We start from the raw sequence: 20,123 nt of genomic DNA on the forward strand, positions 1-20,123 counted from the left end.
TGTCGCTCACGGTTGGCGATCGCGCAAATGTGCGCTAAAGGTCGTCGCATCCATAAAGCCCGTCACTCGCGCATTCGGGTGCTCATGGCCTTGCGCATCAAAAAACAGGATTGTCGGTAAACCCAGCACATTCAGGTGCCTGAGCAAGGCGACATCCTGCGCATTGTTGGCGGTGACATTAGCCTGTAGCAGCACGGTGTCGCCCAGCGTCTGCTGAACCTGCGGATCGCTGAAGGTGTACTTCTCAAACTCTTTACAGGCGACGCACCAGTCGGCGTAGAGATCCAGCATTACCGGCTTTCCTTTTGCCTCTGCCAGCGCCTGATTTAACGCATCGACTGTCGTAATCGGCTTGAAGTTCAGGTGCGCCTGCGTCTGGGCGGTTGTTGCGCCAAACGCCCAGTCCTGTAACGGGCGTACGCTGACCAGCGCCGCCGCCAGCAGGATGATTTGCACAATGCGCATCCCGCCGCGTCTGGCGTGCAGGCTGGTAATAAACGCCCAGCCGAAGAAGGCGACGCCCAGCAGCGACCACAGACGCAGCCCCCACTCGTCGCCGATTACCCGTTCCAGCAAAAAGACCGGCAGCGCGAGGATCACAAAGCCAAAAGCGGTTTTGACGTGTTCCATCCACGGGCCGCTTTTCGGTAGCAGACGGTTGCCAAACACGGTGACCAGAATCAGCGGCAGCCCCATGCCCAGCGCGTAGAGATACAGCGTTCCACCGCCAAGCCACATGTTCCCGCTCTGGGCGATGTACAGCAAAATGGCGCTCAGCGGCGCGGTGGTGCATGGCGAGCAGATAAGCCCGGCAATCGCGCCCATGACAAATACGCCGCCAGGAGAGCCGCCCTGCTGACGGTTACTCATCAACGTGAGGCGCGTTTGCAATGAAGAAGGCAGCTGTAGCGTGAACAGTCCGAACATTGACAGCGCCAGCAGCGTGAAGACCAGCGCAAGGCCGATTAGCACATAAGGGTGCTGGAGCGCCGCCTGGAACTGTAGCCCGGCAGCGGCCACAACCAGCCCCAGCGCGGTGTAGGTAAGCGCCATACCCTGTATGTAGATAAAGGTCAGCAGCAGCGCGCGTCCGGTTGAGAGGCGTTGTTTACCGCCGAGCACAATGCCGGAAATCAACGGATACATCGGCAGGACGCAGGGCGTAAAGGCGATCCCGATGCCAATCAGCAATGCCCACAGCGCGGAGAAAGGCAGCCGGGCGGCAGGTTGCGGCGTCTCCTCCGTTTGTGCCGCGACCGGCGACGGCGTGGATTTAGCCACCGTGCTGGCGCTCACTTCGCTTAACGGCACGGTTTTGGTTTCCGGCGGATAGCAGAAGCCTGCGTCAGCACAGCCCTGATACGTCACGGTTAACGTCGCGCCGGATGCGGCCTGGTTAACGATGAGCGGAATGTTTAAGCGCTTGCGGTAGATTTCGCTTTTGCCATAAAACTCATCTTCATGCCAGACGCCCGCCGGGAGCTGGATTTCGGCAATTTCGGCCTGAGAGGGGGTGATGCTTATCTGTTTGCGGTAAAGATAGTAGCCGTCTTTCACCTGCCAGGAGAGGTTCAGGTCATGTTGATTCTGCTGAAAATCAAAGGAAAAAGCCTGGTCGGCAGGGACAAACTGCGAGCGGCCTGGTGCGTCAAATAATCCGGCGAAGGCGGATGTGCTACACAGCAGCAGGATCAGCGTAAGGATGCGTTGAGCCATGAGAGGTAATCAGTGTCTCCGTGAGTGACGGGTAAAACCAGAAGTTCAGGCGTTTGATACGGGTGATGAGACTTCAGGCATTCAAGAAGCGCTTGCTGGTGCGAAACGGTGGTTTTTAAAATCATCTGCACTTCGTATTCCTGCTCCAGTTTGCCCTCCCAGTAATACAAGGATGTCGCGCCCGGCAGTAACGTGGCGCAGGCGGCCAGTTTTTCCGCCAGCACCTTAGCGGCCAGATCCTGGGCTGTTGCTTCATCCGGCGCGGTACAGAGCACCACGACGGCCTCGGGGATGGAGATATCCTGACTATTATCATCAAGCATAAACACCTCGAAAGAACAGAAAGAGCAGCAAGAGTGTGGTCACTATACAACGGAAGGCGGCGGGATGTTAGTCAAAGCGGAGGTAAGAAAGCGGGGCGCGTATACGCCCCGCGAGGAGAACTTACAGCATGACGCTGCCCAGCAAGAAGCCGAAGCAAACGGCAAGGGCAACACCCAGCGTACCTGGGATAAAGAACGGGTGGTTAAAGACGAATTTACCGATACGGGTTGTACCGGTGTCATCCATCTGAACCGCAGCGACCAGCGTTGGGTAGGTCGGCAGAATGAACAGGCCGGAAACCGCAGCGAAAGACGCGACAGCGGTCAGCGGAGAGACGTTCAGCGCCAGTGCCATTGGCATCAACGCTTTCGCTGTGGCTGCCTGAGAGTACAGCAGAGCGGAAGCAAAGAAGAAGATGACGGCCAGCAACCACGGATGGCCCTGAATCACGCTACCCGCAGTGTCTTTGATCCAGTCGATGTTGTGAGAAACGAAAGTATCGCCCAACCATGCTACGCCCAGAATACAGATACAGGCGCTCATACCTGCTTTAAAGGTACTGGAGTTCAGGATGGAGTCCGTTTCGACACGGCAGACGATGGTCGTTAGCGTCGCGACGCTCAGCATGATGATCAGAATCGCGTTGGTGGTGTTCATCAGCGGTGTTGCGACCAGGCCGAGGCTTGGACTGTTGACGATGGCATAAACCACGACGCAGACAACGCCCAGCAGGAACAGCCAGACCGAGGTTTTTGCCATCGGTTTGATTTCAATTTGCTTTTCGCCGCGCAGCTCGATCAGCCCTTCTTCCAGACGTTTGCGGTAAACCGGGTCGTCAGAAAGTTTAGAGTTAAACAGCATTGTGACCAGGAAGGACATCACCAGTACCGCCAGAAGAGTGGACGGAATCACCACGGACAGCAGGTGAATATAGCTGATGCCATGACCTTCCATGACGGAAGACATGTACACAACCGCCGCAGAGATAGGCGATGCGGTGATCGCAATCTGTGCGGAAACCACCGCGGTGGAGAGCGGACGGCAAGGTTTGATGCCTTGCTCCTTCGCCACTTCAGCGATAACCGGCAGGGTTGCCAGAGAGATGTTGCCAGTACCGGCAAAGATAGTCAGGAAATAAGTGACGATCGGTGCAAGGATCGTGATGTATTTCGGGTTTTTGCGCAGCAGTTTTTCCGTCTGGTTAACCAGATAGTCCAGACCGCCCGCAACCTGCATTGCGGAGATGGCAGCGATAACCGCCATGATGATGGAAATAACATCGAACGGGATATTCCCTGGTTTAACGCCGATGGCTGCAAGAACCAGAACGCCAAGCCCACCTGCAAATCCAATACCGATGCCCCCAAGTCTGGCACCCAAAAAGATTGCCAGCAAAACGATGATAAGTTCTAAAACTATCATATTAGCCTTCCTTGTTGTTTAACAAGTTGATATTAAATTGTTGTTATTTGGTAACTTATGACAAGAAAAAAGGCACGTCATCTGACGTGCCTCCTGTGTTACTACCCTGTACGATTACTGTTCGCTTTCATCAGTATAACGTTTTGCTTTGTAAGCCGGGTGCATCAGGTTCTGTGCGGAGAAAATATCGTCCAGCTCTGCTTCAGTCAACAGGCCGCGCTCCAGCACCACTTCACGGACGCTCTTACCGGTCTCGGCGCAAATCTTACCAACGATGTCGCCGTTGTGGTGGCCGATGAACGGGTTGAGGTAGGTGACGATGCCGATGGAGTTATAAACGTATCCTTCGCACACTTCTTTGTTTGCGGTAATGCCGTTAATGCATTTTTCCAGCAGGTTGTAGCAGGCATTGCTCAGAATGTGGATAGATTCGAACATCGCCTGGCCGATAACCGGCTCCATTACGTTCAGCTGCAACTGGCCTGCTTCGGCTGCCATCGTTACGGTGGTGTCGTTACCGATGACTTTGAAGCATACCTGGTTAACAACTTCTGGTACTACCGGGTTTACTTTCGCTGGCATGATAGAAGAGCCCGCCTGTAGTTCCGGCAGGTTGATCTCGTTCAGACCCGCGCGTGGGCCTGAGGAGAGCAAACGCAGGTCGTTACAGATTTTAGACATCTTCACAGCCAGGCGTTTCAGCGCGCTGTGTACCATGACATAAGCGCCGCAGTCGGACGTTGCTTCAATCAGGTCTTCTGCCGGTACGCAGGCAAAGCCAGTGACTTCAGCCAGTTTCTGCACCGCCAGCGGAGAGTATTCTTTCGGGGTGTTCAGGCCAGTACCGATTGCCGTCGCGCCGAGGTTAACTTCCAGCAGCAGCTCAGCAGTACGTTCAATGCTTTTCACTTCTTCTTTCAGCAGTACGCTGAAAGCGCGGAATTCCTGGCCGAGGGTCATCGGTACAGCATCCTGCAACTGGGTACGACCCATTTTCAGGATGTCCTGGAACTCAACGGCTTTACGCTCGAAGCCTTCACGCAACTGATTGATTGCATCAATGAGTTTGACGATAGACGCGTAAACGGCAACACGGAAACCGGTCGGATAGGCGTCGTTGGTGGACTGACATTTATTCACATGGTCGTTCGGGTTCAGGTACTGATATTCACCTTTCTGATGACCCATCAGTTCCAGCCCGATATTGGCCAGCACTTCGTTGGTGTTCATGTTGACGGAAGTACCTGCACCGCCCTGGTAAACGTCTACCGGGAACTGGTCCATGCATTTGCCGTTATTCAGGACTTCATCACATGCGGCAATGATGGCGTTGGCCACACTTTTAGGGATGGTTTGCAGCTCTTTGTTGGCCAGGGCCGCTGCCTTTTTCACCATTACCATACCGCGTACAAATTCAGGGATATCGCTGATTTTGTTATTGCTAATGTAGAAGTTTTCAATCGCTCTCAGAGTGTGAACACCATAGTAGGCATCCGCTGGAACTTCCCTGGTACCCAACAAATCTTCTTCGATACGAATGTTGTTTAACATGTGAACCTTCTTTTTCAAGCTGCCAATAATTACATAAACACACAGGATATATGTGGTTTCGAATGTTTCCTGACCGACGATTATCCCCTGCATCGGTCTGATACTCGAGATCATATTCTGCTTCAGGATTTCTACCGTAACCTGGATCACTTAAAGTGTGGGAAGTTACCCCTTATTTATTATTTTGTGAAATAGGTCACCGCTTTGGGATTACCACTAAAAATAAGTGTACAAACAGCTTGAAATTTTGCTAACCGTCTCAACATCTGACGCATGTGAATCGCGCACCCATATCAGACAGACGTGATGAAAACGGCTGTCATTTACAGGAGAGTCCTTTGCGCTGGATACCGTTTATTGCCATCTTTCTCTATGTTTACATTGAGATTTCTATTTTTATCCAGGTCGCCCATGTGCTGGGCGTCCTGATGACGCTGATCCTGGTGATTTTCACCTCGGTCATTGGTATGTCGCTGGTGCGAAACCAGGGTTTCAAGAACTTTTTGTTGATGCAGCAGAAAATGGCGGCTGGCGAGAGTCCGGCGGCGGAGATGATCAAGAGCGTGTCGCTGATCATCGCGGGCCTGCTGCTGGTGTTGCCCGGCTTCTTCACCGACTTCCTGGGGCTGCTTCTTTTATTGCCGCCCGTGCAGAAACACCTGACCATGAAGTTGCTGCCGCATTTGCGTTTTTCCCGTATGCCTGACGGCGGTTTTAGCGCCGGAACGGGCGGCGGCGAGACGTTTGACGGTGAGTTTCAGCGTAAAGATGACGAGCGTGACCGTTTAGATCATAAAGACGACCGCAAGGATTAAATCAAACGTTGAACCGTAGGCCGGATAAACCGCTTCAGCGGCGCCATCCGGCATAAATGCCCGGTGGCGCTATGCTTACCGGGCCTACGAATGCTGACGCTTAGCCAACCTGCGGGGTAAAAACAGCCACAACGCCGTCAGCATAATCAGCGCGTACAGACACTTCCATCCCACCATTGCCAGCAATAACAGACACAGCAGAGCGCCAGTCACCGCCAGCGCGCGATAGCGTCCTGCCAGCAACCGACACCCGGCCAGCATACACAGCAAGTAGATCATAATGAAAATGCCGTTGGCATAGACGATCAGCGCGTCGAGATTGATCTCAAGGATGTAAATGCACAATGTGCTGAGTACGCAACAGCCCAGTACGGCGTTCAGCGCATTGCGGGGAACGCGGCGGGCAGAAAGACGCGCCAGATAATGATCTGGCCTGTCCTGCGCCTGTGACCAGACAAGGCGGGCGAAACTCTGGATATAGATATTCAGGCTGGCGAAGCAGGCCAGATAACCAATAATGCAGGCGACCCACAGCGCCTGTACGCCAAACAATCGCACGACGATGTCAGGGAGCGACGCTGCCGCCGCCATTTGCGCGCCGTAGGCGTCAAAATGCAGAACCGCCACCGTACACGCCCAATAAACGGAGCCGGCCAGCAGCAGGCCGATCATCAGTGCGCGCGGGAAATCGCGTTCAGGGTTTTTAAATTCCGATGCCAGATGGGCGAACGCTTCAAGGCCGACAAAGCACCAGAACATAACCGACAGCGCGGCGAACAAGGCGGGCAGCTCAATATCCGCAGGGGCAGGGAACGGAATTTTGTTCAGCTTGAGATCGCCCGCCCACCAGATGGCGACAATCAGCGCCACAATCAGCCCGGCAATGATCGTTTGCAGGTTGGCGCTGGAGCTGGCGCCGCGAGAGCCAATGAACCACACCAGCGCCAGCGTGCCGAATTCCGCCAGTAAAAGCTGCCAGCCGTGCCAGCCAAACATCGCCTGACCGAATCCGGCGGCGATATGCAGCGCCGCCGGCAGGCCGACGGGGATGACCGACAGGAACAGCCATCCGGTGACGCGCGCCATTCGTGAACCAAACGCCATCCCGACAAAATGCGCCACGCCGCCCGCACTGGGGAAATGACGCCCCAGGATGGCAAAAACAATCGCCACAGGAAAGACTAAAACGATGAGCGCAGGCCAGGCCCACAGGCTGTTATTGTCCGCCACCAGCGCGGCCAGCGCCGGGACGGCAAAGACGCCGGTTCCTAACAGTGATGTCGACAACAGGCCCACGCCCTGAGCCAGTCCCAGCTCTTGTTTTAGTCCACTCATGAGTCACTATCCGGTTACGCCCAATTTTTGGGCAACTGCGCAGATTTTCGATGGTAACACAATCGGATTTACTTATGACGGGCCGCCTTAAATCGTTATGAAATGTGAGGTGAGCTACCGTTTTCGCGCGATTTTCTGCTGATAAGAATTTTTTTTCATCTGCCCCCTTGAAGGGGCAAAAACCCATCCCCATCTCTCTGGTCACTAGCCGGGAAACCGTTCACGGGCCGGCGTCACCCATAACTGATAAAGACTTTCTCAAAGGAGAGCTATCAATGAGTATTCGTCCGTTACATGATCGTGTGATCGTCAAACGTAAAGAAGTTGAATCCAAATCTGCTGGCGGCATTGTTCTGACCGGTTCCGCAGCGGGTAAATCAACGCGTGGCGAAATCATCGCTGTCGGTAAGGGTCGCATCCTGGATAACGGTACTGTGCAGCCGCTGGACGTTAAGGTTGGCGACATCGTTATTTTCAACGATGGCTATGGTGTGAAATCTGAGAAGATCGACAATGAAGAAGTGTTGATCATGTCTGAAAGCGACATTCTGGCAATTGTTGAAGCGTAATCCGCGAACGACACTGAACATACGAATTTAAGGGAAAGAGAAAATGGCAGCTAAAGACGTAAAATTCGGTAACGACGCTCGTGTGAAAATGCTGCGCGGCGTAAACGTACTGGCAGACGCAGTGAAAGTGACCCTCGGTCCGAAAGGCCGTAACGTGGTTCTGGATAAATCTTTCGGTGCGCCGACCATCACGAAAGATGGTGTTTCCGTAGCGCGTGAAATCGAGCTGGAAGACAAGTTCGAAAACATGGGCGCGCAGATGGTGAAAGAAGTTGCCTCTAAAGCGAACGACGCGGCAGGCGACGGCACCACCACCGCGACCGTACTGGCTCAGTCCATCATCACTGAAGGTCTGAAAGCCGTTGCTGCGGGCATGAACCCGATGGATCTGAAACGTGGTATCGACAAAGCGGTTGCTGCTGCGGTTGAAGAACTGAAAACCCTGTCCGTACCGTGCTCTGATTCTAAAGCCATTGCTCAGGTTGGTACTATCTCCGCTAACTCCGACGAAACCGTAGGTAAACTGATCGCTGAAGCGATGGACAAAGTCGGTAAAGAAGGCGTGATCACCGTTGAAGACGGTACTGGTTTGCAGGATGAGCTGGACGTGGTTGAAGGTATGCAGTTCGACCGTGGCTACCTGTCTCCTTACTTCATCAACAAGCCGGAAACTGGCGCAGTAGAACTGGAAAGCCCGTTCATCCTGCTGGCTGATAAGAAAATCTCTAACATCCGCGAAATGCTGCCGGTTCTGGAAGCCGTTGCGAAAGCAGGCAAACCGCTGCTGATCATCGCTGAAGATGTGGAAGGCGAAGCGCTGGCTACGCTGGTGGTTAACACCATGCGCGGCATCGTGAAAGTGGCGGCGGTTAAAGCGCCGGGCTTCGGTGATCGTCGTAAAGCAATGCTGCAAGATATCGCAACCCTGACCGGTGGTACCGTCATCTCTGAAGAGATCGGTATGGAGCTGGAAAAATCTACCCTGGAAGACCTGGGTCAGGCAAAACGCGTTGTGATCAACAAAGACACCACCACCATCATTGATGGCGTGGGTGAAGAGTCTGCGATCCAGGGCCGTGTCACTCAGATCCGTCAGCAGATCGAAGAAGCCACTTCCGATTACGACCGTGAAAAACTGCAAGAGCGCGTAGCGAAACTGGCAGGCGGTGTTGCGGTTATCAAAGTTGGCGCTGCGACCGAAGTTGAAATGAAAGAGAAAAAAGCACGCGTTGAAGATGCCCTGCACGCGACCCGTGCTGCGGTTGAAGAAGGCGTGGTTGCTGGTGGTGGTGTTGCGCTGATTCGCGTCGCGTCTAAAATTGCGGAACTCAAAGGCCAGAACGAAGACCAGAACGTGGGTATCAAAGTTGCGCTGCGCGCAATGGAATCCCCGCTGCGTCAGATCGTGCTGAACTGCGGCGAAGAACCGTCTGTTGTGGCTAACACCGTTAAAAGCGGCGACGGCAACTACGGTTACAACGCAGCAACCGAAGAATACGGCAACATGATCGATATGGGTATCCTGGACCCGACCAAAGTAACCCGTTCTGCTTTGCAGTACGCGGCATCTGTGGCTGGTCTGATGATCACTACCGAGTGCATGGTAACTGACCTGCCGAAAGGCGATGCTCCTGACTTAGGCGCAGCCGGCGGCATGGGCGGTATGGGTGGAATGGGCGGCATGATGTAATTGCCCACACCCTGCATCCTTCAGGCCGCAGAGGCGTTGGCTGCGTTTGCTAACCCCAGTCACTTACTTGAGTAAGCTTCTGGGGATTAACAAACTGGCCGCCTCCCTGCAACCAGAATGATTTGGGTGCTCATCTCCCAGAATTTAGAAACCCCCGGGCAGAAATGTTCGGGGGTTTTTCTTTTGGTCATCTTTTTAGTATAAGATTCAGACATGGACGACGTGAGTGGCGTCCAGCTCATTGATTATGGGGAATAACATGCACGTAAAATATTTAGCAGGGATCGTCGGTGCTGCGCTGCTGATGGCGGGTTGTAGCTCCAGCAACCAACTGACCGCTGCCGGGCAAAGTGTGCGTTTTGTGGAAGACAAGCCTGGCGCAGAATGCCAGTTGATCGGCACTGCGACCGGTAAGCAAAGCAACTGGCTTTCTGGTCAGCACGGTGAAGAGGGCGGCTCCATGCGTGGTGCAGCGAACGACCTGCGTAACCAGGCTGCGGCAATGGGCGGAAATGTGATTTATGGCGTCAGCAGCCCAACGCAGGGAATGTTGTCCAGCTTTGTCCCGACCGCCAGTGAAATGAACGGTCAGGTTTATAAGTGCCCTAACTGATTACACTTCATTCTTCAACCTGCCTCTTTGTTGGCTGCGCTGTGAAACCCCAGTCACATAGTTATCTGTGCTGCTGGGGATTTCTTTGCTTGCCGCCGTGATGCAGGTTGAATGATTTTGTGTAATACAGTGGTCTATACAGGCGTATGTGATCGTAGGCCGGATAAGCGTAGCGCCATCAGGCGTTTTTCGCTTTCTCGACCGACTGTATGCGTAAATGATGCAACGCGCGCAGGCACTGCTCCTGAGTGAGTTTGTGCGTCTTATCAGCGGTTAGCGTTCTGACAAACACCTGGCACGGTTTCCCGGCCAGCTTCTTCAGCCGTGGGCTGAAATCAAGCAGTCGGCGTGAAATGGCCTCTGCCTCTTTGCTGCCAGAAGGGGTGCGGTTTTTCACCACAGCGCCGCTAAAATGTGTTTTACCTGTCTCATCGGTATAACGATAGAGCACCGCCAGATAATGGCTGAAGAGATTGTGCTTCCATTCAGGTTGCGCGTAGGCGTCATATTCCAGATTACCGTTATCCAGACAGTCGGCATCATATAATGGCAGAAAATCCAGTAGTGATGTAATACGCAGCACCAGCTCACGCATACCGGCATTATCTATAGCGCGAATAATTGCGCGCACCAGAACGTCAATCTGTAATTCATTAATCATCAGCTCGCATGTTTTACCGTCATGCAGCGTAAAAGAAAGCATGACGTTTTCGCTCTGGTCGTCTATCAGCGTTAATGTATTCACCCGGCGATTAATATCTGCGTTTTTGAGTTCCTCTTCCTGAATGGCCGGAATGCTCTCAAGCATTTTTTTACTGACTCTATCCCGTGCTTTTTCATATTGTTGGCGAGCGTTGGGGGACAGGTGATGCTTCTGGTGCAGCCTGCTTTCCAGAGCGATCAGCAGATCTCTTAATTCCAGCGCCGTCAGAAAAAACAACGACTCTTTATTCCTCGGTTCTTTTATTTTTAATGCCAGCGCAATAAACTCATTCGCTTTGCGAATAACGCCCGTATTAACGCCTTTGATACTCATCGCCATAAAGGTTCTCCCTAACCAATTATTAATCAGGTAACTTAATTTGAATCAATATATAATTTTGAAATATATTCGGTGTATTATGTTATTAAAATAACATAATATGGAAAGTGTCGCGCTATATGAACGGATTCAAATAAGCGATTTTAAGGGCGAGTGTCCGAAACCGGACACTCGTTTGAACAATTATTGCTGGCGTAACTGCAAATCTAATGGTGTTTTGCTCGGCTCCCCGCCAATTTCACGCGCCAGTCTGGGCACCATATAACCGGATACCCGCGTCAGCAGTTCACGCATAATTCGCCGCGCTTCATCGTCGCTCACCATGAAATGCGCCGCGCCCTGAACTTTATCCAGCACATGCAGGTAGTAGGGCATGACGCCGGCGTCAAACAGCGCATTGCTGAGGTTTGCCAGCGTTTGCGCGTTATCGTTCACCCCGCGTAGCAGTACGCTCTGGTTGAGCAGGGTAACGCCCGCGTTGCGCAGCGTCGTCATGGCCTGACGGAACGTGTCGTCAATTTCGTTGGCGTGGTTGATGTGGTTCACCAGCAGAATTTGCAGAGAAGAGCGCGCAAAGCGGGCTGCCAGCCCATCCGTAATGCGCGCGGGGATCACGATCGGCAAACGACTGTGGATACGCAGCCGTTTGATGTGCGGGATCGTTTCCAGTTGCGTAAGCAACCAGTCCAGTTCGTGATCTTTCGCCATCAAAGGATCGCCGCCAGAGAAGATGATCTCATCCAGTTCAGGGTGTGCGGCGATGTAGTCCAGCGCGACCTGCCAGTTGCGTTTGTTGCCCTGATTATCCGCATACGGGAAGTGGCGACGGAAGCAGTAGCGGCAATTTACCGCGCATCCGCCTTTTACCAGCAGCAACGCACGGTTGCGGTATTTGTGCAGTAATCCGGGCACGACGCTGTGCTGCTCTTCCAGCGGGTCGGTGGAAAAACCGGGGGCGGTTACGAATTCGTCCTGTGAGGTAAGTACCTGACGCAGAAGCGGATCGTTGGGATTGCCTTTCTCCATACGCGCGATGAAAGATCGCGGTACGCGCAGGGCGAACAGGCGTTTGGCGTCGCGTCCGGCCAACAGTTTTTCATCTGCGTCTATATTCAAAAGATGCAGTAGTTCATCGGGATTGGTCACAACATCGGCAAGTTGCGCTAACCAATCTTCTCTGGATGGGGTATTTAGGGTTACAATATGCGCCATTTTGTGGCTTAGCTACCAGTTAACAATTTTCAGAGGGCCTTATGGCAACGTACTATAGCAACGATTTTCGTGCTGGTCTTAAAATCATGTTGGACGGCGAACCTTATGCGGTTGAAGCCAGCGAATTCGTTAAACCGGGTAAAGGCCAGGCATTCGCACGCGTTAAACTGCGCCGCCTGCTGACCGGCACTCGTGTAGAGAAAACCTTCAAATCCACCGACTCTGCTGAAGGTGCTGATGTTGTCGATATGAACCTGACTTACCTGTACAACGACGGTGAGTTCTGGCACTTCATGAACAACGAAACGTTCGAACAACTGTCTGCTGACGCCAAAGCGATCGGCGACAGCGCGAAATGGCTGCTGGATCAGGCTGAGTGCATCGTGACCCTGTGGAACGGCCAGCCGATCACCGTGACCCCGCCGAACTTTGTTGAACTGGAAATCGTAGATACCGATCCAGGCCTGAAAGGCGATACCGCAGGTACTGGCGGCAAACCGGCTACGCTGTCTACTGGCGCAGTGGTTAAAGTTCCGCTGTTCGTCCAGATTGGCGAAGTGATCAAAGTGGATACGCGCTCTGGCGAATACGTATCCCGCGTTAAATAAGACGCTGACATTAAGATTGATGACAACGTCTGAAATGCCCGATGGCGCAAGTTTATCGGGCCTACGGCGACTGCGTGACGCATGGGTATTACCGCCATCCGGTAAAACAGACGTGGAGTTTGTCAGCAATTTGCTAAGTTGAATTTATGGTGCGGCATTGAGCTGCGCCATACCTTTTCCCAGGGCAGGAATGATGAAACGTCTTATCAGTCTTGTAGCACTCATTCTTTTCACCGGCGCGTTGCTGACGGGGTGTAATACCGCGCGTGGCTTTGGTGAAGACATCAAACATCTCGGCAATTCTATCTCTCACGCTGCCAGCTAATTATTTCCAGGTGTCTTAAAAAATCGTCGAACGCCCGTCACATTGCGGGATCTTGTCTATGCTTAAGTGGCTATACACAAACAACATTGGCTAGAAAAGGAAGACGTTATGGTTAAGAAAACAATTGCAGCGATCTTTTCTGTTTTGGTGCTTTCTTCCGTGCTAACTGCGTGTAATACAACACGCGGCGTTGGGCAGGATATCTCTGAAGGCGGCAGCGCCATTTCAGGCGCCGCGACCAGAGCCCAGCAATAAATGTGAACGGTACGGCGTGGCGTCGTACCGTTAATTGATTTGCTCCGGTAAGGATAAAAACGGCGAGTAGCGATTATCCATATGCAATTTCATGCGGATATTGCGTTTGTAGGTGTAGACCGTTTTGCCGTGAATACCGAGCGCAGCCGCGATTGCGTTGTTTCCCGCACCTTCCATCCACATTGTCAGCACCTTTTCCTCCTGCGGCGTAAGCAGCGGCGTGGCGGTTTTTGGCGTGTCAGTAACAGACTGGGCAAGCAGCACGTCCTGAATATTCCGCGATAGCTCATGCAGCGTGGCCTGTTTCGATACTACGGCATGGACCTGATACAGCGGGTCGCTATCGGCCTGGTACTGTCCGCCGCCTGATTGCAGCAAAATTAAAGGTGTGGCTCCGCAGGCCATCAGGAGCGGCTCTGCTGGCTTAAAAGAGTGGCTGTAGTTGAAAAAACTATATAAGTCAGCGATAACCAGATGAGGTTTCCACTGGGAAATATGCTCTTTTGCCAGTAGCAAGTTATTCAACCCTGATACCAGGAACGAAGAATCAAATAAGCCAGAATGATTAAGCCAGGCCTCTATCCCCGTGCGGGTGAAATGGCAGCGGTCAATCACTAAAATTTTTAACATAAACTTTCCGCATCCAGAAGTAGGCGATGGCTTCCTGACTTCAGAAAGCGTCTCATCATAGAGAAGTCCGATGAGCGTCGAATGCGTGAACTGCGCTGCGAATTGCGCCCAATTCATGCTTTTGCAACGGCGGAAAATAAAAGGGTTGAATTTGATTTTTTCGCAGGCAAAAATGCTTTCTCACACCTCTGCTTTGCAGGACGACCTGCAAATGTATCTTTCACCGGGGACGGCCCCATTTTTCTGGAGCCAGATATGTCCTGGATAATTTTGTTCATTGCGGGTCTGCTTGAAGTCGTTTGGGCGGTCGGCCTGAAATATACTCACGGATTCAGTCGCCTGACGCCCAGCGTCATTACCATTGCGGCGATGATTGTCAGTATGGCGCTGTTGTCATGGGCGATGAAAACCTTACCGGTTGGCACGGCATACGCGGTCTGGACGGGCATCGGCGCGGTAGGGGCTGCCATCACCGGCATTTTGCTGCTTGGCGAATCCGCCAGTCCTGCGCGTCTGGCGAGCCTTGCGCTGATCGTAGCGGGGATTATTGGGCTGAAGCTCAGCGCTCACTAATCCTCCGGGAAAAGCGTTAAGCGCCGGGTTGTTTTACCCAGATTAATTTACTGACATCAAACCCTTCCCGGGTCGCGACGGCCAGCATCTGCTGCTTCATCTCTTCAGAGAGTGTCGGCGTGCGTGAGAGTATCCACAGGTAGTCGCGATCCGGGCCGCACACCAGCGCATGGCGGTACTCTCTGTCGATCGCAATGACGTTATACCCGCCGTAGAAGGGGCCGAAGAACGATACTTTCAGCGCGGCGCGGCTGGGGTCGCCCGTAAACCAGGCTTTCCCTTCTGTTTTCTGCCACATGCCCCTGTCCGGGTTGTAGCCTTTGTTGAGGACGTTCAGGCCACCGTCATCCCGCAGACTGTAGGTTGTCGTCACTTTTTCAAGACCGCTTTCAAAGCGGTGATCGAAACGCGCGATTTCATACCAGGTGCCCATGTAGCGTCTGGCATCAAAGTCAGTGACAACGGTAACGCCCCTGGGCGGGACAGGCGTGCTACACGCGACGACCAGAAACGCAGCGGTAACGGCGGCAACGACAGGCAGCAGGCGCATGGGATTTTCCTTAGCGGTTTTTTCTAAGTGTAGAACCTGGCGGGAAAAATAAGGGAGAAGGGGAAATAAAAAAGCGCCCTCTTATCGCGCAGATAAGAGGGCGTATGGCTTAGATTGTGAGGATGCCGATTGCCGTGACAACGGTCAGAATCGCCGCCAGACCGTAGAATACCCATTTTCCGCTTGGCACATGGATTTTCAGGTCATGCATCGCATGGTGCATACGGTGTAAACCGCACCACAGCGGCAGGACGATCATCAGGAACAGGAACGCGCGGCCAATGAAGCTCTGGGCGAACGCCAGTACGCGTTCATAGCTCAGCGCATCGCCCGGGAAAAGTCCCAGCGGCAGCAGAATACCCACCAACAGAACCATTACCGGCGCAATAATCGCGCCCCACATACCACCTGCACCGAACAGGCCCCAGAATACGGGTTCGTCAGAGCGTTTTGGATTTGGATTAATCATCCCGGACTCCTTACCAGTACAGGGCAACATACAGTATGACTACGGTGACAACCGCAGTAACAACCCAGAGACCTTTAATGATCGGCTCTGGCCCCATTTTTTCGTCTTTAACAATGATGTTGGCGGCTTTTGGCGCCAGCTCAAACCAGGTTTTGGTGTGCAGCAAGGCTGCCGCCAGGGCGATCAGGTTTAAGATCACCACTACCGGGTTTTGCAGGAAGCCAACGAAGCCCATCCAGGATTCCGCGCCATGTTTGAGGGCAAACAGGCCGAAAATCAGTTCAATGCTGAACCAGACTGCCGGAACCGCCGTGCCTTCGCGCAGCATGTAAAAGCGATAAAACGGCAGTTTTTTCCACCAGGTGGACGTCATTGGCCGCACATAGGCTTTGCGTTTAGTCGTCATGTTGCACTCCTTAGCGTGGTTTCAGGGTGGCGATAAGAAAGTCTTTCGAACTTTCTACTTTACCCTGCTGAATGGCCGCAGCCGGATCGACGTGTTTCGGACAGACTTCGGAGCAGTAGCCCACGAAGGTACAGGTCCATACGCCGTTCTGACCGTTTAACTGCGCCATACGCTCCTTCTTACCGTGGTCGCGGCTGTCTTCGTTATAACGATGCGCCAGCGTGATCGCAGCCGGGCCGATGAACTCAGGGTTCAGGCCGAATTGCGGGCACGCGGCGTAGCACAGACCACAGTTGATGCAACCGGAGAACTGGTGATACTTCGCCATCTGCGCCGGGGTCTGGGTATTTGGCCCCTGATCCGGCGTACGCGGGTTGCCGATGATGTACGGCTTGATCGCTTCCAGGCTCTCGATAAAGTGCGTCATATCGACGACCAGATCGCGTTCGATCGGGAAGTTCCCCAGGGCTTCAACCTTCATACCCTTGGTGTAATCACGCAGGAAGGTTTTGCACGCCAGTTTTGGCACGTTGTTGACCATCATGCCGCAAGAACCGCAGATCGCCATACGGCAGGACCAGCGGTAGCTCAGGTCCGGCGCCAGGTTATCTTTGATGTAGCCTAACGCATCCAGCAGCGACGTCGCTTCATCGTAAGGCACTTCGTAGAAAGCACTGTGCGGCGCGGTGTCGGTTTCCGGGTTATAGCGCACCACCTCAATTTTCAGGTTTTTCATCTCAGACATTACGCCTTCTCCTTCTTATCGGCGGCTTCCGCTTCAGCGCCATACACACGTTTTGCCGGTGGCAGAGTGGTGATTTTCACGTCGCTGTATTCCAGGCGAGTTGTGCCATCAGCATCGCGGAAGGCGAGGGTATGTTTGAGGAAGTTGACGTCGTCACGCTCGGTGCAGCCTTCGTCCAGACGCTGGTGAGCGCCGCGTGATTCTTTACGTGCCAGCGCGGAGTGCGCCATACATTCCGCTACGTTCAGACCATGACCCAGCTCGATGGTGTACAGCAGGTCGGTGTTGAATACGCTGGAGGTATCGGTGATACGAACGCGCTTGAAGCGTTCCTGCAACTCCGCCAGCTTATCCACGGTTTTCTGCATGAGTTCCGGCGTACGGTAGATACCGCAACCTTCTTCCATCGACAGGCCCATTTCATCGCGGATTTTCGCCCAGTTCTCGTTGCCTTCCTGGTTAACGAGGTCTTTCAGACGTTGTTCAACGCCCGCAACCTGCGCATCAAGCGCGGCGTCGTTAGCCGTGCCTGCAGTTGAGGCGCGTTCCATTGCTTGTTCGCCCGCCAGACGGCCAAAGACCACCAGTTCCGCCAGAGAGTTAGAACCCAGACGGTTAGCGCCGTGCAGACCCACAGAGGAGCACTCGCCAACGGCAAACAGACCTTTAATGCGGGTTTCGCAATTCTGATCGGTTTCGATGCCGCCCATGGTGTAGTGCGCGGTCGGACGAACCGGAATCGGCTCTTTAACCGGATCGACACCCACGTAGGCTTTCGCCAGTTCGCAGATGAACGGTAAACGTTCGAGCAGTTTTTTCTCGCCCAGATGACGCAGGTCGAGGTAAACCACATCGCCACGCGGTGTGGAAATGGTGTTGCCTTTGCGCCATTCGTGCCAGAACGCCTGAGACACTTTGTCTCGCGGCCCCAGTTCCATGTATTTGTTTTTCGGCTCGCCAAGCGGCGTTTCCGGGCCCATGCCGTAATCCTGCAAATAGCGGTAGCCGTTTTTGTTGACCAGAATACCGCCTTCACCACGGCAGCCTTCGGTCATCAGGATACCGGAACCCGGCAGACCGGTCGGGTGATACTGAACGAATTCCATATCACGCAGCGGTACGCCGTGGCCCAGCGCCATGCCCATACCGTCGCCGGTCACGATGCCGCCGTTGGTGTTGTAGCGATACACGCGGCCTGCGCCGCCGGTAGCCATCACCACCGCGTTGGCGCGGATCTGCACAAGCGTGCCTTCCATCATGTTCATGGCCACGAGGCCACGGGCATGACCGTCATCGACCAGGATATCCAGGACGAAGTGTTCATCAAAGCGTTGGATTTGTGGGAACTGCAAAGAGGTCTGGAACAGGGTATGCAGCATATGGAAGCCGGTTTTATCTGCGGCAAACCAGGTACGCTCAATTTTCATACCGCCGAAACGACGTACGTTGACGCTGCCGTCCGGGCGGCGGCTCCACGGGCAACCCCATTGCTCAAGTTGCGTCATTTCAGTTGGACAATGGTGGACAAAGTAATCCACGACATCCTGTTCACACAGCCAGTCTCCGCCCGCTACCGTATCATGAAAATGGTAGTCAAAGCTGTCATGATCCTGGGCGACAGCGGCTGAACCCCCTTCGGCAGCAACGGTGTGGCTGCGCATTGGGTACACTTTTGAGATCAGTGCGATTTTAGCGTTAGGATTCGCCTGCGCGGCAGCTATTGCAGCACGTAATCCCGCGCCACCGGCGCCTATAATGGCAAGATCGGCTTGAAAGGTTTGCACGACATTCCTCCAGATTGTTGTTATTTCGTCCCCGTACACCATCAGATTGAACTCCTGATTGATGCGGGTTGCGAACGCGTTTCCACTGCTCCTTTATAGGTACAACAGTATAGTCTTACGGATGTGAGGGAAATTTGACGTGTTCGATTTTTTTAGCGCATCAACGAGTCGATTTATCATTGATTCTGATTAATTTAATTACTAAACCACCTGGCTTCACTTTTTTTACTTTTCCGGCGGAGCGCATTATTCCCGCACAAAATTTGTTTCACTGGCGTGTTACGAGTAGACTTCGTGCCCTTGTCTTAAATCGGAGAAAGTACCATGAGCGAAACGGCAACCTGGCAGCCGAGCGCGTCCATTCCTAACCTGTTAAAACGTGCGGCAATTATGACGGAGATCCGTCGTTTCTTTGCCGATCGTGGAGTGCTGGAGGTTGAGACGCCCTGCATGAGCCAGGCGACGGTAACGGACATTCATCTGTTCCCGTTCGAAACGCGTTTCGTCGGCCCAGGCCACTCTCAGGGCATGAACCTTTATCTGATGACCAGCCCGGAATACCACATGAAACGCCTGCTGGTGGCGGGATGCGGCCCGGTTTTCCAGCTGTGCCGTAGCTTTCGCAACGAAGAGATGGGGCGTCATCACAACCCGGAATTCACCATGCTGGAGTGGTATCGTCCCCACTACGACATGTACCGTTTGATGAACGAAGTGGACGACCTGCTGCAACAGGTGCTGGAATGTCAACCTGCGGAGAGTCTTTCTTACCAGCAGGTGTTTCAGCGCCATCTGGAGATTGATCCGCTGTCTGCGGATAAAACTCAACTGCGTGAAGCGGCGGCGAAGCTGGATTTAAGCAATATCGCGGATACCGAAGAAGATCGCGATACGCTGCTGCAACTGCTGTTTACTATGGGCGTGGAACCGCACATTGGCAAAGAGAAGCCGACGTTTGTGTACCATTTTCCGGCAAGCCAGGCATCGCTGGCGCAAATCAGCACTGAAGACCATCGGGTGGCTGAACGCTTCGAGGTTTACTTCAAAGGTATTGAGCTGGCGAATGGTTTCCACGAACTGACGGATGCGCGCGAGCAGCAACAACGCTTCGAGCAGGATAACCGTAAGCGCGCCGCGCGAGGCTTACCGCAGCAGCCTATCGATAACAACCTGCTGGAGGCGCTGAAGGTGGGGATGCCTGACTGTTCCGGCGTGGCGCTGGGCGTGGATCGTCTGGTGATGCTGGCGCTGGGGGCGGAAAGCCTCGCTGAGGTTATCGCTTTTACCGTTGATCGGGCATAAATCCGAAAACCCCTCTTTTGCGAAACAAAATGGCGCAATGAGCGCCATTTTGTAGCACATTTTTTCAATTCCCCTCTTATAGCCACAATATAAGTCTGGATGTTTGATACCATTCAGGTATCAATTCTGTGTTGATTTTTATTGCTGACCTCTGCAAAGGGGCAGTGCAAACCGGTGAGCGCCGTTT

The 20,123-nt window shown here is 53.5% G+C and carries 22 protein-coding genes; 9 read left to right on the forward strand and 13 right to left on the reverse strand.

Going from position 1 to position 20,123, the window contains the following annotated elements:
- Positions 1–6: 6 nt before the first annotated feature.
- The 4 genes from OGV82_RS20585 to aspA form a co-directional block, all read right to left on the reverse strand.
- On the reverse strand, positions 7–1,716 hold the full coding sequence (locus tag OGV82_RS20585; protein WP_047459506.1) for a protein-disulfide reductase DsbD: 1,710 nt from the start codon (positions 1,714–1,716) through the stop codon (positions 7–9).
- A complete protein-coding gene (cutA, locus tag OGV82_RS20590; RefSeq protein ID WP_012134473.1) occupies positions 1,692–2,039 on the reverse strand; it encodes a divalent cation tolerance protein CutA in 348 nt (115 codons plus the stop codon). Before cutA ends, OGV82_RS20585 begins: the two co-directional genes overlap by 25 nt.
- A 121-nt stretch (positions 2,040–2,160) precedes the next feature.
- Entirely contained in the window at positions 2,161–3,462 is a 1,302-nt protein-coding gene (dcuA, locus tag OGV82_RS20595) for an anaerobic C4-dicarboxylate transporter DcuA (RefSeq protein WP_012134471.1), read from the reverse strand.
- 114 nt (positions 3,463–3,576) lie between these two features.
- Positions 3,577–5,013: an aspartate ammonia-lyase gene (aspA, locus tag OGV82_RS20600; RefSeq protein WP_024130804.1), complete on the reverse strand. Its 1,437-nt coding sequence runs from the start codon at positions 5,011–5,013 to the stop codon at positions 3,577–3,579.
- A gap of 338 nt (positions 5,014–5,351) precedes the next feature.
- Between aspA and OGV82_RS20605 the strand changes: the two genes are divergently transcribed.
- Entirely contained in the window at positions 5,352–5,828 is a 477-nt protein-coding gene (locus OGV82_RS20605; protein WP_047459503.1) for an FxsA family protein, read from the forward strand.
- A gap of 84 nt (positions 5,829–5,912) precedes the next feature.
- Here OGV82_RS20605 and yjeH read toward each other — a convergent pair whose 3' ends face one another.
- Positions 5,913–7,163 carry an L-methionine/branched-chain amino acid transporter gene (gene yjeH / locus OGV82_RS20610; protein ID WP_047459499.1) on the reverse strand — a complete coding sequence of 417 codons (1,251 nt, stop codon included), beginning with the start codon at positions 7,161–7,163 and terminating at the stop codon, positions 5,913–5,915.
- Between the two features lie 275 nt (positions 7,164–7,438).
- Between yjeH and OGV82_RS20615 the strand changes: the two genes are divergently transcribed.
- The 3 genes from OGV82_RS20615 to OGV82_RS20625 all read left to right on the forward strand — a co-directional run bounded on the left by OGV82_RS20615 (position 7,439) and on the right by OGV82_RS20625 (position 10,035).
- Positions 7,439–7,732, forward strand: coding sequence for a co-chaperone GroES (locus OGV82_RS20615; RefSeq protein WP_000027827.1), 294 nt, complete (start codon positions 7,439–7,441; stop codon positions 7,730–7,732).
- A gap of 43 nt (positions 7,733–7,775) precedes the next feature.
- Positions 7,776–9,422, forward strand: coding sequence for a chaperonin GroEL (groL, locus tag OGV82_RS20620; protein WP_012134466.1), 1,647 nt, complete (start codon positions 7,776–7,778; stop codon positions 9,420–9,422).
- Positions 9,423–9,681: 259 nt separating this feature from the next.
- The gene (locus tag OGV82_RS20625) at positions 9,682–10,035 is read left to right on the forward strand and encodes a DUF4156 domain-containing protein (RefSeq protein WP_024130803.1); all 354 of its coding nucleotides are present in this window, start codon (positions 9,682–9,684) and stop codon (positions 10,033–10,035) included.
- Between the two features lie 178 nt (positions 10,036–10,213).
- On the opposite strand, the gene OGV82_RS20630 is transcribed toward OGV82_RS20625, so the two are convergent.
- Both OGV82_RS20630 and epmB read right to left on the reverse strand, forming a co-directional pair.
- A complete protein-coding gene (locus OGV82_RS20630) occupies positions 10,214–11,077 on the reverse strand; it encodes a YjeJ family protein (protein WP_047459497.1) in 864 nt (287 codons plus the stop codon).
- Positions 11,078–11,260: 183 nt separating this feature from the next.
- Positions 11,261–12,289, reverse strand: coding sequence for an EF-P beta-lysylation protein EpmB (gene epmB, locus OGV82_RS20635; RefSeq protein ID WP_047459494.1), 1,029 nt, complete (start codon positions 12,287–12,289; stop codon positions 11,261–11,263).
- Positions 12,290–12,330: 41 nt separating this feature from the next.
- On the opposite strand from epmB, the gene efp reads away from it, so the two are divergent.
- From efp to ecnB, 3 genes are all read left to right on the forward strand, one after another.
- Positions 12,331–12,897 (forward strand): elongation factor P, encoded by a 567-nt coding sequence (gene efp, locus OGV82_RS20640; protein WP_012134461.1) that lies wholly within the window; start codon positions 12,331–12,333, stop codon positions 12,895–12,897.
- 190 nt (positions 12,898–13,087) lie between these two features.
- Entirely contained in the window at positions 13,088–13,222 is a 135-nt protein-coding gene (gene ecnA, locus OGV82_RS20645) for a lipoprotein antitoxin entericidin A (protein ID WP_024130802.1), read from the forward strand.
- A gap of 108 nt (positions 13,223–13,330) precedes the next feature.
- Positions 13,331–13,477, forward strand: a complete 147-nt coding sequence (ecnB, locus tag OGV82_RS20650) for a lipoprotein toxin entericidin B (RefSeq protein WP_024130801.1) — start codon at positions 13,331–13,333, stop codon at positions 13,475–13,477.
- Positions 13,478–13,507: 30 nt separating this feature from the next.
- Here the strand turns inward: ecnB and OGV82_RS20655 are convergent, their stop codons facing one another.
- Complete coding sequence (locus OGV82_RS20655) at positions 13,508–14,107, reverse strand: LuxR C-terminal-related transcriptional regulator (protein ID WP_047459490.1); 600 nt, start codon at positions 14,105–14,107, stop codon at positions 13,508–13,510.
- A gap of 255 nt (positions 14,108–14,362) precedes the next feature.
- Here OGV82_RS20655 and sugE point away from each other — a divergent pair, with 255 nt between their 5' ends.
- On the forward strand, positions 14,363–14,680 hold the full coding sequence (gene sugE / locus OGV82_RS20660) for a quaternary ammonium compound efflux SMR transporter SugE (RefSeq protein ID WP_012134457.1): 318 nt from the start codon (positions 14,363–14,365) through the stop codon (positions 14,678–14,680).
- 16 nt (positions 14,681–14,696) lie between these two features.
- Here the strand turns inward: sugE and OGV82_RS20665 are convergent, their stop codons facing one another.
- The 5 genes from OGV82_RS20665 to frdA form a co-directional block, all read right to left on the reverse strand.
- The gene (locus OGV82_RS20665) at positions 14,697–15,230 is read right to left on the reverse strand and encodes a lipocalin family protein (protein ID WP_047459488.1); all 534 of its coding nucleotides are present in this window, start codon (positions 15,228–15,230) and stop codon (positions 14,697–14,699) included.
- A gap of 109 nt (positions 15,231–15,339) precedes the next feature.
- The gene (frdD, locus tag OGV82_RS20670; RefSeq protein ID WP_012134455.1) at positions 15,340–15,699 is read right to left on the reverse strand and encodes a fumarate reductase subunit FrdD; all 360 of its coding nucleotides are present in this window, start codon (positions 15,697–15,699) and stop codon (positions 15,340–15,342) included.
- Positions 15,700–15,709: 10 nt separating this feature from the next.
- Entirely contained in the window at positions 15,710–16,105 is a 396-nt protein-coding gene (gene frdC, locus OGV82_RS20675; RefSeq protein ID WP_012134454.1) for a fumarate reductase subunit FrdC, read from the reverse strand.
- A gap of 10 nt (positions 16,106–16,115) precedes the next feature.
- Entirely contained in the window at positions 16,116–16,850 is a 735-nt protein-coding gene (frdB, locus tag OGV82_RS20680) for a fumarate reductase iron-sulfur protein (RefSeq protein ID WP_012134453.1), read from the reverse strand.
- Positions 16,850–18,634, reverse strand: coding sequence for a fumarate reductase (quinol) flavoprotein subunit (gene frdA / locus OGV82_RS20685; protein ID WP_047459485.1), 1,785 nt, complete (start codon positions 18,632–18,634; stop codon positions 16,850–16,852). The genes frdB and frdA overlap by 1 nt, the downstream gene beginning before the upstream one ends.
- A 324-nt stretch (positions 18,635–18,958) precedes the next feature.
- Here frdA and epmA point away from each other — a divergent pair, with 324 nt between their 5' ends.
- Positions 18,959–19,936 carry an elongation factor P--(R)-beta-lysine ligase gene (gene epmA, locus OGV82_RS20690; RefSeq protein WP_012134451.1) on the forward strand — a complete coding sequence of 326 codons (978 nt, stop codon included), beginning with the start codon at positions 18,959–18,961 and terminating at the stop codon, positions 19,934–19,936.
- Positions 19,937–20,123 lie beyond the last annotated feature (187 nt).

It is taken from the genome of Citrobacter sp. CK191 (genome assembly GCF_030333435.1).
Lineage (GTDB): Bacteria > Pseudomonadota > Gammaproteobacteria > Enterobacterales > Enterobacteriaceae > Citrobacter_B > Citrobacter_B koseri.